Origin of the sequence: Arcicella sp. LKC2W, from assembly GCF_034931005.1 — a bacterium.
Lineage (GTDB): Bacteria > Bacteroidota > Bacteroidia > Cytophagales > Spirosomataceae > Arcicella.
On record NZ_JAYGIN010000032.1, the window covers coordinates 1 to 17,387 of the forward strand.

Consider the following 17,387-nt stretch of genomic DNA (forward strand, 5'->3'; position numbering starts at 1 on the left):
GGTTGACTAATCGTGGCTAACTCCATGGATACGAGTTGCTGTATTTCTTCTTCATTGAGCTTGATATAACGCATAGACGAAGATATGAAAAATATACTTTTATTATGACAGATTACTTATCTTGAACTGTGTCCACAAAAGTAATTTTCGATAGGATTTATTGACCACTGGTTTCAACTAAAGAAAAGTGCGAGTTTCACCACGACTTCCGCAGAATTTTTTGATTCGGACAAAATCACGTTTAAATGATTCTCAGAGCTTTCAAGTTAAATGGTTTTGTTTTTCTACCCAATTTTTCGAGTTTTGATAAAACTTCTCACGGTTAAACGATTCACATCTAATATTCTTGCAATTGCAGCCACCGCCACCTTTTTGTCCAACAACTTTTTAATATCTTCTTCTTTGCCTGTTAGTTTCACTTCTTTATTTTGAGAACCTTTCGGACGACCCAATCTCATACCCTCACTTTTCTTTCTGGCTAAGGCTTCCTTAGTTCGTTGAGAGATTAAATTTCTTTCAATTTCAGCCGATAGTGAAAAGGCAAAAGCTAACACTTTTGAGTTGATATTATTACCTAACTCATAGCCTTCTTTAATGGCAAAAACCTTCACGTCTTTTTCCATACAGTCGTGAAGGATCGCCATCACTTCCATCAGATTTCTTCCTAAACGTGAAAGCTCACTCACTAAAAAAATATCTCCTTTCTCCAAACGTGATACTAATTCTCCCACTTTTCGGTTTTTGACAGACTTAACCCCTGATGCCGTTTCTTCAATCCATTGGTCAATGGAAAGTTTTTTAGTATCAGCATATTTGAGAATTTCATAGCGTTGGTTTTCAACAGTCTGTTTATCGGTAGAGACTCGTAAATATGCGTAAATCATGGTTAAAATCTTTAATGTTAAATAATACCCAATATTACATTAAATTTATACAATAATCGGCTAAAAATGTAGTAATTAATCAATATCTATTTTTAGTCAATTCCAAAGGAGGTTAATCTTAACGATTTATATTATTCTAAACAGAAATACTATGGCAAATAAAGAATTCATCTCGCAACAAGCCCGTAAGCGTTTTGAAGAACCACCCCAACTCAGCGAAACCGAAAGGTCTTCTTTATTGGTGATACCGCATTGGGCAAAATTGGCGATTGACCAAATATCAAGTTCAACCAATAAAACGGGCTTCATATTGCAATTGGGTTATTTCCGTTTGATGGGTAGGTTTTTTCACCCCAAAACCTATCCACAAAAAGATATTGATTTTATTGTTCAAAAATTCTCTGGCGACCCTAACGAAGTTGATATTGATGAATATAAGCTAACTTCTTGTTATCGGCATCGAGAAATTATCTTGCTGGGATTTGGCTTCAAGGCGTATTCTGGTGATGGGAGTATTCATAAAAATTTACTGGAAGAAGCAACCAGAATGGCAAGAAATCAAACAAAGCCGAATCTGATGTTTGATAATTTAGTGGCTTGCTTATGGGAGAAGCGTATAGAAATACCTGCATATTATCAACTTAAAAGCCTCATTAAAGAAGCTCTTGAAACCGTTGAAAAAGAGCTTAATGATATTCTAAAACGACATTTGACTCCGCAAGATATTTTATTGTTGGATAATTTATTCCAAAAATCTCCCTTGACCAAAGTAGGGTCTGGAGTGGTAAAATACGATTTAACTTTGTTCAAAAAGATACCTGAGTCGATGGAGAACCAAGAAATTCTGAAAAGGGTTGAAATGTTTATCCAAATTAAAGCGATGTATGAACAGCTCCTACCTGTCATTAAGCGGCTTAACCTATCCCATACGACTATTCGATACTACGCTGAATACGTCATTGATACCCAAACCGCTCAACTCAAAAATAATCTTTCTCAGCGTAATTTATGGCTTATTGCGTTCATTATTCATCAATATTTTAGCCTGGGAGATGCCTTAGTTTTAACCTTCCAAAAAGCCGTTAAGATGGCGTTGAATAGTAGTGAGAACCGCCAACAAGGTCATTATTGGAATACTAAACCCGTTAGAACAAAATTGACCGCAACGGTTTCTACTCGTGGAATTTCTTATGCTGAAATGCTCACTGAAATTGAAAGAATTTCCAATGAAATCTTATTGACGGCAGAAGTAAAAATTGTACAAATCCAAGAACTTTATCGACAGAAAAAGATTGACAAAAATACGCTATCGCTTGATATTGAGCGAATTAAGGAGTTACAAGAGTTAAATTCTTCCACTCAAAACAACGATGATTATTACAAAGAATTAGAAAAAGTATCGTTTCGTTTGCAATTAAAACTATCAGGAATGTTGGAGTATTTACAGTTTTCTATGCAAAACATGAATCATCCCTTACTTAAATCCATTACTTATTTTCAAGAAAACAAGGCTAATATTATCCAGAAAAAGGATTTACCGATTGATTTTCTGAGTATGGATGAACAGCAAAGAATTTATTCTGACCAAGGAAAACTAAAAGTTTCCCTTTATAAAATGTTGCTCTTCAAACAAATTCAAGAACACTTAAAATCGGGGGAACTGCACATAGAAAATTCGTATAACTATCAAGCCTATACGCACTTTTTAATTCCGATGGCTCAATGGGAGAAACATCGTGAGGACTATTTACAAAAGGCAGGAATTGCACATTTTAAAGAAGCTGGGAAAACATTAATGGACATTAATCAGACCTTAAATCGTCAATTTGAAAGAGTCAATAACAATATACCGATTAACCTTTTTATCAGTATTGATAGTCATGGAAAATGGAAAACACATAAGCCACAAGAGGATGATTTTGGCAAAGAAGAGAAACAACGATTGACTAAATTACTTTATCCCCCAGAGCGTTCTATCCCTATTTTGAAGGTACTTTCTCAAGTCCATCAACTCAGTAATTATCTATCCTTTTTTCAACATCATAGTCCTTTGATGAATCCTAAAAGACCGCCCGAGCGATTGTTTTATGCTGCCTTGATTGGATATGGTGAAAATATTGGGATTCTTCCAATGGGAAATATCTCAGAGAATATTGATAAAAATGCCTTAGATACCGTAGCAACGCACTATTTTGATGCTGATACTTTACTGGAAGTCAATGATTATATCGTAGGCTTAATCAATCAATCAATTACCTTTGGAAGACCTTTTTAGACGTGTTTCTGGTTTTGTTCATACCAGTAGTGATGGGATGAAAGTTAATGTTTCTGGTCCTTGTTTGAGAGCTGCAGAGTCTTACAAATATTTTGGCAATGGCAAAGGAGTGGTGATTTATTCGCATCTTGACGAAGCTGGGCAATTAACATTTTCAACGGTGTTTTCAGCCGATGAACCCGAATCAGCCTATCTTTTGAATGGATTGACTCATAATGAATTATTCATGCCCGATGCCCACTCAACCGATGACCACGGGCATTCGTTACCTTGTTTTGCCATTACTTATTTCATTGGAATTGACCTTAGACCTCGGATTGCCAATCTTAAACATAAAGAGTTGTTTTCCATTGATGCCGTTGCTACTTACAAAGAAAAGGGATATAAAATTGTACCTAATGAAAAGGTCAATATTGACAATATTATTGAACATTGGGACGATATTTTGAGGGTAGTTTGCAGTATCAAATTGGGACATACCAAGGTTTCAGACTTGTTTAGAAGACTTAATTCCTATGACCGACAGAATCCATTATACAAGGCTCTATCTGATTTAGGCAGGCTTTTAAGTTTAAGAACTATTTATATTCTCAGGTATATTGACGACCCCGAAATTAGGGCTTCGGTGGAAGAAGTATTAGCCAATGGAGAGCATGGCAACGCTTTTGCCCGAGCGGTGATTGGTAGTGAAGATTATCGTTGGCTCACCCAAAGAGAACAACTCACAGCAGAAGGGTGTAAACGGCTGATAATGAATATTATAAACTATTATAATCACTTGTTGATGTTACAAATTTTAGATGGTTGTGCCACAGTATCGGAGCAAAAAGAGAATCTAAAACTTATTTTACAAACTAATACTCACACATGGTCGCATATCAACCTGAAAGGGTCTTTTGACTTTGGAAAAAAGGAAGAAGAATTACTTTTTGACTTGGATAGACTGTCGAAAATAAAATTAAGCCGCTGAGAATCGCTCAAACGTGATTTTATCCGACTCGAAAAATTATACGGAAGTCGTGGTGAAACTCGCACTTTTCTTTAGTTGTAACCACCACTGTAATAATTCGAATTGAAATTCAAATATTTGTTGCTAAAGTATTTATATTGTTTTCGGAACTATATACTATATACTATTTGACGCAAAATTAGTTTTCTCTATCAAATTTGGTATTTGGCCCATGGATGAAACGGATTAGGCGGATATACGCTGATAAAATCCGTGAAAATCAGTCTAATCCGTTTCATCCGTGGTCTATTTTAAACTTGCGTCAAATAGTATGTAATTCAGTTTGTTTTAGTGAGGGCTTTTAAATAAATTTACTAAACTCTCAGAAAAATGTTTATACAGTTCATCATTAACGGATTAGTCACAGGTTTAATTTATGCCTTAACATCCTTGGCATTTGCGTTAGTATATAATACCACTCGTATTTTTCACATTGCATTTGCGGCTTTATATGTTATTGCCAGCTATTTATTTTATACTTTTTCAAATCAGTTTGGATTGCCTATCTACCTTTCTGTTTTTTTAGCCATTTTATTCAATACTCTTTTTAGCATACTAATAGAAATTTTCATCTACAAACCTTTAGAAGTTAAGAAAACCTCGAATAACTTAATTTTAATAAGCTCTATCGGTACGTTTATTATTTTAATCAACTGTGTGGCTTTAATTTATGGTAACGATACAAAGGTCATAAATAATAATATTTCTTCATCAGTTCAACTTGGAGAAATTCTCATTACAAATAATCAAATCTATCAAGCAGTTTTTAGCCTTTTTGCAATCATAATATTATTTGCCTTGTTGAAATATTCTAAATTAGGTTTACAAACACGTGCTATCAGAGATGATTCTGAACTAAGTCGTATCTTTGGTATAGATATTTTTCGTGTCAGATACGTACTTTTTGGGCTTTCTGGGGCTTTAGTTGCTATTGCAAGTTGTTTAAACTCTTATGATGTTGGTATGGATCCTTATATTGGAATGCCTATTTTGCTCAATGCGATGGTTGCTCTAATAATAGGTGGAATAGGTCGTTTTGAAGCACCTCTAATTGGTGGAATTATTCTGGGTGTCTTACAAGCCATCGCAATTTATTATTTTGAATCTCGTTGGGAAAATGCTATTACTTTTGGTATTTTATTATTATTTTTAATTTTTAGACCACAAGGAATTTTAGGAGAAAAAAGTAGAGAAGTTTAACTATGGACTATTTACTACATATTATCATAATGATAAATATTTATATCATTTTGTGTACTACTACTAATCTGATGGTAGGTATGACAAATTTGGTATCTATGGGACAGGCAGCATTCTATGCAGTGGGTGCATACGTAACCACCCTATCATTGATGTATTTTCATTTTTCATTATTGCCTACTTTACTTCTTGTAATGGTAGCCAACATCATTTTGAGTATCATAATCGCTATTCCAACTCTCCGTCTCAAAGGTGACTATTTTATATTAGGTACCCTTGGCTTCCAACTCATCATATATACAATACTTTATAATTGGATAGGTGTTACAAAAGGACCTTATGGTATTTCGGGCATTCCTTCACCAACAATCTTTGGTTTTGAAATAAGTGGTACGGGTGGATTTTTGATTTTAAGTAGCCTTTTGATGGCTCTGTGTCTATATGTTTTCTATCATTTGTTAAAATCACCATTTGGAAGGGTCTTGATGGCATTAAGAGAAGATGAAATTGCTCTTTCGAGTTTGGGTAGAAACCCTGTTGCTTTCAAAATTTGGGCTTTTGTTGTGTCCAGTATGTTTTTAGGCTTTGCAGGCTTTTTATTTGCTTCTTATATTTCTTACATTGACCCTACAAGTTTTAGTTTGGATGAATCTATTTTTATATTGGCAGCAGTATTGATTGGCGGAACTGGAAACCTGAAAGGACCAATTGTTGGAGCTATTTTCGTAATTATTTTACCTGAATTGTTACGATTTGTAGGACTTCCTGACAGCATTGCAGCACCCATGAAACAAATAATCTATGGGTTAGCATTGATATTAGTTGCTCGGTATCGTCCACAGGGCATAGCAGGGGCGTTTAAATTTGAATAAGTTAAGCCGATGGAATACATACTTGAAATACAAAATGTACGAAAAACTTATAGTAAAAAAATCATTAACCTACTTGGAAAAACGGATAATGAATATTTTTATGTTTTGAACGATGTAAACATTAAAATACAAAAAGGTAAAGTTACTGCTTTACTCGGAGGCAACGGTTCGGGAAAAAGTACACTTTTTAATATAATTTGTGGATATTTGCCTACTAATGAAGGTAAAATATTGTTTAACTCATCTAAGGGCTATTTAGATTTGACCAAAATTCCAGCTTATAAAACAGCTAAAGCAGGTGTAGGGAGGATGTTTCAAGGAACACATATTTTTAAAAATATGACCGTACTTGAAAATATGCTTTTGGCTGATGAAAATACTTTTGGCGAATTTCCTTTTGTAAGTATGTTTTCCTCGAAAAAAAATGCACAAATTGAGGGGAATAGAGTTTTAGAAGCTGAAAAAATATTTAATTCCTTGTTGGGGCAAGCTAACCCACTATGGGAAAAGAGGGAACATTTAGCGGGTTCTTTGTCTTATGGGCAACAAAGGTTGCTGGCTTTGGCTCGACTTTTTATGAACAATCATTTAGAATTGATACTTTTGGATGAACCGTGTGCAGGTGTAAACCCAGACATAGCCGAATTACTAAAAAAGATTATTCATTATTTAAGAGAAACAGGTAAAACTGTGCTATTAATTGAGCATAACCTTGATTTTGTCAAAGATATTTCTGATTATTGCTATTATTTAGAGAATGGGGAAATTTCTTTACAAGGGACTTACGCTGAAGTTATTACAAATTCCATGACAAAATAAATTTAAATTAAATCATGCTCCAATTAACGGATTTATATGCTGGCTATTTTAAAGAACAACCTATACTAAGAGGCTTAAATTTGCGTTTGGAATCTAATGAAAAAATAGCGATTTTTGGACAAAATGGTTCTGGTAAATCTACTATTGCAAAAGCAATTATGGGCTTATTACCACATATAAAAGGAGACATTAGTTTAGATGGAGAAAGTATTATAAATAAAACACCTCAACAATTGCAAAGAATGGGGATTGGATATTTTATGCAAGGCGGACGAGTTTTCGGTCATTTGAATGCTCTTGAAAACTTAAAAGTAGCAACCTCAAACTTAGAAAATACAATTGCTAAGGAGCAAATTGAAAAGATACAAAATGAATTTGTTTTTTTTGAAAATCCACGCCGATTAGCCTTAGAAGCTACTTATTTAAGTGGTGGAGAAAGACACCAGTTGGCTTTAGCAATGGTATTTGCTGGAAACCCAAATATGAAACTTTTGATAGCTGATGAGCCAAGTGCTGGTGTTACCCAAGCTACAAGCAAACTTATACTTGAATATGTAAGACAAGCCGACCTAAGTGTTTTATTGATAGAACAAAACCAAAACCTGGCATTGAATACGACAAGTAAACAAGTAATACTTACAGACGGAAATATAATTTAAACTCATGTCATAACCATAATGGTATGATATATCATAAATACACCCTTTCGGGATAGATAAAATAGTAAAGATGAAAAATAATAACTTTTTATGGATAGGATTAATAGCTATTTCTTTAATTGGCTTTGGGTATTGGTATAGTAAAAAAGATAAAACATCAGAAACAGATTCGACTTTGAAAATAGCATTAAATCTTCCTCTGTCAGGTGATTTAGCTTCTTATGGAGAGCCTGTTCGTAGGGGTATTAAATTAGCTCTGGACGATCTAAAATTGAAAGATTCAAAAATAGATTCAAAGATTGTTTTTGACTTCCAAGATAATGCAGGCAATTCCTCAAAAGCAAATTCAATTTTAAGGTCACAATTAATTGGGAAGCCCGATATATATGTTTCTGGTTTAGATGTTCAAACTGCTTCAATAATAAAACAAGTAAGTCAATCGAATATTCCTCATTTTGTTTGGACATTTGAGCCGTTTATTTGCGAAGAAAATAAAAATACGTTTAGAATTTGGACTAACTTTAAGGGAGAAGCTCAATATTATATTGATTTTGTAAAATCTCGTTCTCCACAAAGAGTTGCTATGGTTTTTGTAGATGAACCTGGTTCTAGAACACAATTTGATAAAATAATAAAACCCGCAATAAATCAGATGGGAGTAAAAAATATATTTATTGAAGGATATGGTTATGAAAAAAATAACTTTAAGGATTTAGCTCAGAAAATTAATTCATTTAAAGCGGATGTATTATTGTTAAATGGATATGATATTCATCTTGTACAACTGATTAAAGAACTAAAAACAATTAATGGTATTAAAGACAATAATACGTTTTGTTCAACGGATTTGTTAGATGCTGCACCTCTGTTAGATTCAAAACTTGTTGAAGGATTAAGATGCACTGCTCCAATCTTTAATTCTAGGAGTGAAGAACCAAAATTTGTTGAATGGCGAAAGAAATTCAAAACTAAATTTAATATTGAACCAAAATATACAGATGCGTATGCCTATGACATGACACTTATTTTAAATAAAATTAGTAAAAAAGGTAGCATCGAAAATGAGTTGAAAAGTGTAAAATTAGATGGGATTACAGGTCCAATTGCATTTGATTCCACAGGAGATTTGAAATTAAACCTTGAAATTTGCATTTATAAAAATGGAAAACTCACACCAGATAAGTAAAATATTATCTAAATAATGAAATAAACAAGATAGCAAAATGAAAACATTTAATGATAAAGGTATAAAAATCGAAATGGTGCAGAGCCAAATCGAAACAAATGGACTCTTAACACTTTTAAAGGTAAGTGTACAACCTAATTTCGAAAACAAAAAACATATACATTCTAATTTAACAGAAACTTTTAAGGTGACAGATGGCACAATAAAACTTAGAGTTGGTGAAGGTGTTATTTGTTTAGAACAGGGAGAAGCATTCTCTGTCAATGCAGGGATACCTCATCACTTTATAAATGATACAGATAAAAATGTGTCGTTTCTTGTTTGTGTTATGCCTGGAAGTAGTGAATATGAAGATTTGATTTTAAATGGAGGAGATATCTAATTATGTCTATCAAAAATATCTTTAATGAAACATTGTTTTTCGATAAAGAAGAACTATCAAATAGTTTTAATAGAGTTAATCTCTTTGAAGCTGAAAAGTTTGGGAGGTCACCAAATATTACTTCCGAACATTTTTTTGAGATTTCTGGGCTAAAAAACATTCTACAATCAATTATTGAAATTTTGGGCGAAGATAATTTAGATAATATTTTTTTTGAATATTCAACAAAAGTATCCACAATAGAAGATGAACAGTTTACTGTATTCGTATGTACTTGGGAAAACGAAAAGACAAAAATTAAATTAAATAGAGAGTTTTTAGAATATGTATTTGCCTTCAATTTTGATACTGAAAGAATATATCCTATTTATTACCACCCTGATTTTTTTAACAATCCACAAAGTATCATTCCACAGTTAACAGAACTTCATCAACAAACCTCTTATTCTTTTGATAAAGATGAAATAAGAATTTATCCAAAACAGAGTGGGAGAGAAATTGATGAACTTAGTGTATTATTTGGAGAGTTTTTAGCGATTATTACGAAGCAAGAAGAAGGCAAAAAAGAGCTAATCAAGCTAAAAGAAGTTAAAAATCATATATATGTTGATAATCATTCATTTTCAATTTCTAATAATGATTTCAATAGGGAATATGACAAAATAAAATCAAAAATAACAGTACAATTAAAAGAAGGAATACCTGAAAAATTTGAACCTTCAATAGAAAACACACATTTAGTTTGGCATCAGTTATGGCATCAATTATGCGATTCAAATGAAAAAGTAAAGTCGTATTTCCTTTCACTTCCAATTGTCGGAGCTTCTAATTCTGATGAATCAGGATTGAGTGGAATAGGTGCTTGTTCTCTTTTCGTAACTGTAAAAAAGGAAATAGAAGTTGAAAAATGGAGAAATCTTACTATTCATTTAGATCATTTAATAAAAACACTTTTACTGTCATATACTTATCGAGTAGGCGTTAGACAGATAGAAAAAATTAAGCACTATCAACTTCGTACCGCAATTATCTCGATTTTAGTCGATTCATATGCACATAACATCTCAGCTCATAGTTTAGTAGCCTTAGAGGCATGGTTTAAAAAGCGTACTTTACAACTCGAAAAACCTATCTACGTTAATGACAATCCACAAGATATAACATTTCCGAATGCTACCGTTGATAGACATGTTTTAAAATCTATTTCAAAAATTTCAGAAGAATACTACAAGAAATTAGGGTTAGATGACCATACCAATACAAATCAATACCTTACATTTACTGACTTAATACGGCTTGAAGGAATCAATATTGAAAAGCTACTCACTGCAGAAGTGAATGCATTAGACAGTAAAACCAATCTTGTTACGGGAGGAAGGAAGGACTATACACTTCCAGTTCCAATAGATAATGTTTTGTGGCATTTTATCCGATTTATTAAAGGTAAAGCTGCTTTTTGGAGTGGCGTTACACGAGATTTACACTTCGGAGGGCAACACCTTTCTATTTTCAACTTACTTTTCAAAGAATTTGCTGAGAATTCGCTCTATGCTGGTACAATTGCCGCCACAGAAGAAATATATAAGCTAAATATTAAAATAGGGTTAGATAAACAATTTGAATTAAATGATAAATCTGGACTTGAAATATATGATTTTGTCCAAATAAATACAGAAATAATTAATGAGGAAAATAGCTACGATTCATGCTCAAATGATTTTTTAGTTGATGATAATATAAAATATTCAGGATATGGTTTTTTAAGATTTGGTAAAGATTTTGAAAAACTGAGGCGTACACTTTCAAAGGAGATTGTTTATATGCCCAATTCTATTATTGGTATTCATGCTTTTTTAACTATTATCGAAAATACCATTCGTAATGTAAAGCATTTTAAGCATGATTTCGATAATATAAGAAGAAATGGATTAACTCTCATTATTACATTTCAAAAGTTTGATGTGTTCAATATAAAATTTGAAGAAGTTGTTGAAGAATTGCCATGTAACGATGGATTGAATTGTAATTATATTGGAAAACATAGGCTCTACCGAACAGGAATTGCAATTGGACATAAAATAAAGCCCTTAGAATTTGAGGACAAAATGTCTTCACCTTTTGGTACAATCAAAGAAAAACTATTTAAAGGTATAACAGATTCTGATACAGGAGCACCTATGCTTGGAGGTACTTCTCAGGATAAGATTTGTTCTGCTATGCTCTTTAATAATAAATTTTCAAGTGTCGAAACTATAAATAACGCAAGAGACTGGTATGTTTATCCATGGACTCATCCAAGAATGTTAACAGATGATGACGTTGAAGAAGGCAAAACATACAATAGAAATTATAGTATAGAATCTCGAAAAGATATGCTTAACGAATATATCTTCTCGATAGAAAACAAAAGGAAAAGCTATAAATATGCCGAAGATGGAATGTCTAATAAAGGGTATTTATTCAAATTTTTTAATATCTGGCGAGGTGAGACGATTAAACATTTGCAACCTAATATTGATAATTCATTATCCGATAAATTCATGGATTCATTTGATAACCATTCGAGATTTACATTCGTTATTGCTGATTCTGTTAAATTACATATTGATAAACTTGGTCAAAATACGTCAAAGTTAAGAGAGAGAGATGTTTATAGAATCATTGAAAAAGTTGAGTTTGAAGCTGAATTTAATAGACTCAATGATATAAACAATACCGCCGTACCACAGCAAAGTATTATTACAAAGAAACGTATTGTAAAACCAAACTCAGAACTTTATGAAGAAAGTGCGTACAAAGTTTGGAATAGAAGCATTCTCAAAGATTTGAACAATAAAATAACAATCTTTGAATTACCTGACTCTCAAAATCCATCTTTAAATCCCATTCATGTATATGATTTGAATGGCAGCAGAAGTAGCCCAGATGGAGAAAAGAAGCTAAACGATAGCATTGATTTTGGCGATATTGTATTTACACATGGAAGTACACAAGAAGTGCCGAAGAATTATAAAAATATAGTTTTGAATTATAGAAGTCATGGGGTATTGATAGAAAAGTTTGCTGAGATTAATAGCTATGGTATAAAAGATATAATGCTTGGTGTTTTAAGCAATAAAATAGATGAGTTTATTGAAACTTTGTTGGTTCAAGTGAAAATTTGGGATAATAGAATTGCAAAAAAAATACCCAAAGACAACATACTCAAATATCAAAAATCTCTTAGACTGTGGTTTTATAGTGAAGAGTTTACAGAATCAGATGAACTAAAGTTTGTCCATGACGAAAGTTTCACAAATCATACCATCTATGTTGTACATTTATCATTAATCGAAGACTTGTATAAAAAGCGATTACAAAAAGATAAATCAAATTTGTATATTGATTGGTTTATTGAGACATTTTTGATGAGAGAAAGAATATTATATCATGAGATGTCCTTGTGTATTGTATCAGGAAGGGGCAACGATGAATGGTATAAAAAAGAAATATCTCCTAAATATTTACCTTTTGTCATTTTTAAACCAATTGAAAGTTTAACTAATGCAGTAGTTGATGCAATAGATTTTAAGGATGACTTTCAATTAAAATATAATATCTGCAAAACACTAATGGGATAAATAAAATGAAAAATATACTTTTTTTTTATCAAGAAATAAATACCAAACTGTTTAGTAAAAATTTTTTAGAATTGAATTCTGAATTTGAGATTTCAATAGTAGAAGGGTTTGATACACTTGAAATTTGTCGCTTCTCATCTGAGGAATTCAATTTATACTATTGTACAGTAAAACATCAAGTAAAAATAGATTTTTTAATGGATACTCAGATTATAAATGATATTTATAACTTGTTCAATACCATTGAGCCTGATTTCCCCAAATTAGCCCTCTTTCATTATAGTGATTTCATTAAGCATAATCCTAAAAGAACCACTTTTTATAATGTTCCTACAAGTTTAAATTTGAACAATTCTATTATTAAGGCTTTTTCTGGGGGACATGAAGGTATTTTACAAGATTTAATTACAACAGCAGGAGAGTTTTGTCGTAATCAAGGAAAATTAGGTTTAATTTTAACATCAATTTGGAATCATTTTTTCATAATCCCCGATGATAATTCATAAGTTTATGGGTAAAATTTACTATCAAATTTATCACTTTGTGGATGAAAACTTAGTTTTGTATACTTTCCCTCAAAAAAGTATATTAAAAGAATCCTTAGATTCTTTTACATTTAATACCCATAAATACAGTTTTGAATTAGCTAAGAAAGGACAAACCCCAAATATTGTTATCATAAATGCTAATCAGAATAATCAAATTTATCAGAAAAAATATTTAACGAAAATATTAGATACTTATAGACCTATTGCTTTTTTAGGGTCTGATGAAAAAACTTACTTTGAAGAAGGCAGAAGCTCTGAACAGTTTTTGCCAATTCTACTACTTTGTAATAAAACTGAGATAGAGAATGTAAAAAGAAATATTCGTACTCTCGGATTTCAATATTGGGATTGTTCCAGTTGGCAAAGATGGGTTGATACAAGTGATACTAATTATGAGAAGAATTTGAAAAACACACTATCCGAGATAGGCTTCCATCTACAATCTAACGTTTATTCTGAAAAATCATCTAAAGAGTTTATAGAATTTGTAACAAGAATTTACCAAAACTCTTACATATATCAAGAAGACGGTGAAAGTCATTCACATTATGTTGTCCCATTTCCTTTTTTTCAAGAAACTAAATTTAGCTTTGAATTAGAAGATGCTTTAAAAAAAAATATTCATAAAAAGTTGAAGTGGAAGATTTTAGTTATTGATGATAATGCAAAGACTAAAATTGATTTCTTAGTTAGATGGATAACATATAATGTAAAGGAAATTAATGAACCATTCGAAATCAACTCCTATTTTACTTTTATTGAAGCATCAACAAAATCGGAAGCATTACGTCTTTTAGAAAATGAAAGGTTTGATATTATCATGTTAGACTATTTACTTGATAAAATTGATAAAAGTAGTAGGAACAGGAATTTGGGTATTGACATTCTTAAAGAATTGTTTGACCATAAGGAGAAATATAAAAAAGGTATTGATGGTAAATTTTGGATTTATCCAATTACTGCTTTTCCATCAGCTTTTATTGACCACATTCGTGAAATGGGATTCGCCCTAAGTGATGAAAACTGGATAATTGATAGAGGAGCGAACCCACTTAATACTCCAAATGCTTTTCTCTATAGTTTTCTGAGTTTTATTGATAGTCAATTATATTCGATTGATATTGACGACGAATATCCAATGGAAAAATTATGGACAGACGAATTACAAAAATTGGAAAATGAAGACTCTGTAAGACAGTGGTCTGCAGAAACTCTTGGGAAAGTACTATCAAAGAAGCAAAAGGTTAATGATCTTTTAAAGATAAAAGATTCAATCTTAGTGAAGTCAATAATTGATAACTTCCAAATTGAAGATGAAAAAGAAATAAGTATTTATGAATATTTATCACATCTTTTATTTTTACTTGCCTTCCGAGATGGTTACGAATGGCAAGAAATGATAACTGTATTAAGATTAGTTCAATCAAAGGTTTCAAAATTGGGTAGTGAACAGAGTATAGAAGGTTTAAAAAAAGTAATTCTCTATATTGAAAAGCAAAAAGAACATTATAATAATTAAAAATGAATCAAGGGCATTTCTTTAAAGCTGATAATGAAACTATTTTTGACGTTAACAACGGGATCTATATTTTTAGATACTTGGAGCTATGTAATAAAAATAAAACTACGGATATTGAGAAATTTCCAATATCCGTAGTTTTTAAAAAGTCAACAATCGAATTTAATTTTATTGGAAAAAACGACGAATCACGCTTTGGGAGTTTTCAACTACTTACTATTCCAATTTTGCAAATTAGTGAGAGTGAGATTTCAAATGAAATTATCAAATGTTATGAGAGAGAATTAGTTCATAATTTTGATTCTTCTTTTATTTGGGATGAACAAAAAAAATACTCCTTTTCAATCGAATATGATTTTCATACACAGAATGGTAATGACGAACAAAAACATAAAAACATAAGAAAAAACTTCTATAAGAAATTGCTTCTTGATTTTATTGAAGATTTTTATCATTCCAAAGTTTTTCATAAATCTTCATTATTCTTGGAAATTAAAAGTTATTTAGACAGTAATAAAATTTTTAAAGGAATCTACCTGAAGTACGATTATTTACAAAAAAAAGACCTTTTTGAAGACAACCATTTAACTCAGATAAAAAAATCGTATGTAGAATCTGGAATTAAATTTATAGAATTTACAACAGATACTGAAAACTATAAATATTTCTCTAAGGAAAAGAACAAGAAAGAATGGCTTGCTATTGCAGAAGATGAATTGGAAGAAATAATTAGTGATAAAGATTTTAAAGAATTATATAAATGCGAAGATTTACTTGATGAAAAAGATAAAATTAATTTAGAGCGAAAAATCTCAAACTGGTTAGTCAAAAACTATGAAGTCTATCGTAGTTTCAGTTTTTTTTTAAGCACCCTTCCCCTAAAAAGCAAATCAATAGGAGTAACGGTTATTTTAGTTATTATAATTTTCATATTAGCCTTCATTTCGTTCTCATATAATACATTACCTTTTGTATTATATTCTATCATATTAGTCTCATCAATATTTGGTGCTTCAATTTTATTCGCCTCGTTTTTTAAGTCGTTTGCAATTAATATAATTATGCCAAGGCTTCAGATGGCATTATTAACAAGTTGGATAGCCTTTTTATCAACCCTGGATTTTTGGAAGTATCGATTTGATACGATTTTCTATCCAGATGGATTACTTGCTGGAGTTTTCTTTTTATTTGCCTCTTCTTTGTATCTATACTTTGAGATTAAAAGAAATACAATGCTGATTCTTAAAACCTACATTATAAGAAAAATTGCAAATGTAATTGGATTTGGTTTTCTACTTTCCCTCTTTATAGGGTTATTTGGAATGAGCTTCCTAACAAGAAACTATTTTACACATTCTGATTTTCTTGAAACAAAAATTGTTCGAGAACACATTAATGCATTAAATGAGTATGATAATAAAAAGGGAGATTTAGAAAAATTAATTAAGTCATATAGTAAACTGTCAGAAAGCCCAATTCATCCATTAAAAATAGATGAAAAAAGAACGTTAAACAAGTCAAAAGCAATGCTTATTGGTTTAATCAATAATTTTTCTAAGATAGAACAAGATACTTTTTATAACGATAAAAAGAAATTATTTACAAAAATTGATACTTTTTCACTGAGCGAAAATAAAGAGTATAAAGTTTTGTATAAATATAGATTGCCACTTATTGAATGTAATTTATATTTATTTCCAGGTTTCCTTTTCTTAACTGCCGCTTTTGCATTATTTAGTGGTATTTTCTTAACATTACTTTTTGATGATAAACCTGTTACTGACCCTCTGTAACATTTTAAAAATAATAATACTATTGATTTTCAATATTTTATACTTACCGTTCATTATCCATCTCTGCTAAATATCTATAAACGGTAGCCCTTCCTACGCCAATAATTCCCGCAATTTCATCGGCTGATTTTTTCTGTTTGTATAACATTACAGCGGCTTCTGCTTTTTTTGTGGCTTCAGGAGTCAATCCCTTTTTTCTTCCACCTGTTCTGCCCCTAGCTTTTGCTGCTGAAAGTCCAGCTTTGGTTCGTTCACGAATAATATCTCTTTCAAATTCTGCTAATGAACCAAAAATATTTAAAAATAACCGCCCTTGTGCAGTGGATGTATCAATAGAATCTTTGATGGAGATAAAATTCACTTTTCTTGCCTGAAATAATTCAACAAGATTTATCAACTCTTTTAATGACCTACACAATCTATCCAACTTCCAAACCGTCACCGAATCACCCTCTCGAAGATTCTCAACCATTTTCATTAATTGAGGTCGCTCTTTTCCAGAAGATGCTTTTTCATGATAAATCTTCTCACATCCTATTTTTGTTAAATCGTCAATTTGTAAATCTAAATTTTGGTCCTGAGTCGAAACTCGTGCATAGCCTATCTTCATAATTTTGTCTC

14 protein-coding genes are annotated in these 17,387 nt (G+C 31.5%); 12 read left to right on the top strand and 2 right to left on the bottom strand.

Annotated elements, in window-relative coordinates:
• Nucleotides 1–284: 284 nt before the first annotated feature.
• Entirely contained in the window at nt 285–884 is a 600-nt protein-coding gene (locus VB796_RS21515) for a master DNA invertase Mpi family serine-type recombinase (protein ID WP_323348653.1), read from the bottom strand.
• Between the two features lie 151 nt (nt 885–1,035).
• Here VB796_RS21515 and VB796_RS21520 point away from each other — a divergent pair, with 151 nt between their 5' ends.
• The 12 genes from VB796_RS21520 to VB796_RS21575 all read left to right on the top strand — a co-directional run bounded on the left by VB796_RS21520 (nt 1,036) and on the right by VB796_RS21575 (nt 16,766).
• Nucleotides 1,036–3,159 carry a DUF4158 domain-containing protein gene (locus tag VB796_RS21520; RefSeq protein WP_323348654.1) on the top strand — a complete coding sequence of 708 codons (2,124 nt, stop codon included), beginning with the start codon at nt 1,036–1,038 and terminating at the stop codon, nt 3,157–3,159.
• Entirely contained in the window at nt 3,143–4,129 is a 987-nt protein-coding gene (locus VB796_RS21525) for a Tn3 family transposase (protein ID WP_323348655.1), read from the top strand. The genes VB796_RS21520 and VB796_RS21525 overlap by 17 nt, the downstream gene beginning before the upstream one ends.
• Nucleotides 4,130–4,498: 369 nt before the next feature.
• The gene (locus tag VB796_RS21530) at nt 4,499–5,368 is read left to right on the top strand and encodes a branched-chain amino acid ABC transporter permease (protein WP_323348656.1); all 870 of its coding nucleotides are present in this window, start codon (nt 4,499–4,501) and stop codon (nt 5,366–5,368) included.
• A gap of 2 nt (nt 5,369–5,370) precedes the next feature.
• Nucleotides 5,371–6,240, top strand: a complete 870-nt coding sequence (locus tag VB796_RS21535; RefSeq protein WP_323348657.1) for a branched-chain amino acid ABC transporter permease — start codon at nt 5,371–5,373, stop codon at nt 6,238–6,240.
• A gap of 9 nt (nt 6,241–6,249) precedes the next feature.
• Nucleotides 6,250–7,059, top strand: a complete 810-nt coding sequence (locus tag VB796_RS21540) for an ABC transporter ATP-binding protein (RefSeq protein WP_323348658.1) — start codon at nt 6,250–6,252, stop codon at nt 7,057–7,059.
• A gap of 14 nt (nt 7,060–7,073) precedes the next feature.
• The gene (locus tag VB796_RS21545) at nt 7,074–7,718 is read left to right on the top strand and encodes an ATP-binding cassette domain-containing protein (RefSeq protein WP_323348659.1); all 645 of its coding nucleotides are present in this window, start codon (nt 7,074–7,076) and stop codon (nt 7,716–7,718) included.
• A 70-nt stretch (nt 7,719–7,788) separates the two neighbouring features.
• On the top strand, nt 7,789–8,904 hold the full coding sequence (locus VB796_RS21550; RefSeq protein WP_323348660.1) for an ABC transporter substrate-binding protein: 1,116 nt from the start codon (nt 7,789–7,791) through the stop codon (nt 8,902–8,904).
• 37 nt (nt 8,905–8,941) lie between these two features.
• Nucleotides 8,942–9,286, top strand: a complete 345-nt coding sequence (locus tag VB796_RS21555) for a cupin domain-containing protein (protein ID WP_323348661.1) — start codon at nt 8,942–8,944, stop codon at nt 9,284–9,286.
• A gap of 2 nt (nt 9,287–9,288) precedes the next feature.
• On the top strand, nt 9,289–12,906 hold the full coding sequence (locus tag VB796_RS21560) for a hypothetical protein (RefSeq protein WP_323348662.1): 3,618 nt from the start codon (nt 9,289–9,291) through the stop codon (nt 12,904–12,906).
• Between the two features lie 5 nt (nt 12,907–12,911).
• Nucleotides 12,912–13,412 carry a hypothetical protein gene (locus tag VB796_RS21565; RefSeq protein ID WP_323348663.1) on the top strand — a complete coding sequence of 167 codons (501 nt, stop codon included), beginning with the start codon at nt 12,912–12,914 and terminating at the stop codon, nt 13,410–13,412.
• Nucleotides 13,413–13,416: 4 nt separating this feature from the next.
• Nucleotides 13,417–14,973, top strand: coding sequence for a response regulator (locus VB796_RS21570; RefSeq protein WP_323348664.1), 1,557 nt, complete (start codon nt 13,417–13,419; stop codon nt 14,971–14,973).
• A 2-nt stretch (nt 14,974–14,975) separates the two neighbouring features.
• A complete protein-coding gene (locus VB796_RS21575; RefSeq protein WP_323348665.1) occupies nt 14,976–16,766 on the top strand; it encodes a hypothetical protein in 1,791 nt (596 codons plus the stop codon).
• A gap of 43 nt (nt 16,767–16,809) precedes the next feature.
• On the opposite strand, the gene VB796_RS21580 is transcribed toward VB796_RS21575, so the two are convergent.
• Complete coding sequence (locus tag VB796_RS21580; protein ID WP_323348666.1) at nt 16,810–17,376, bottom strand: recombinase family protein; 567 nt, start codon at nt 17,374–17,376, stop codon at nt 16,810–16,812.
• Nucleotides 17,377–17,387: the final 11 nt, after the last annotated feature.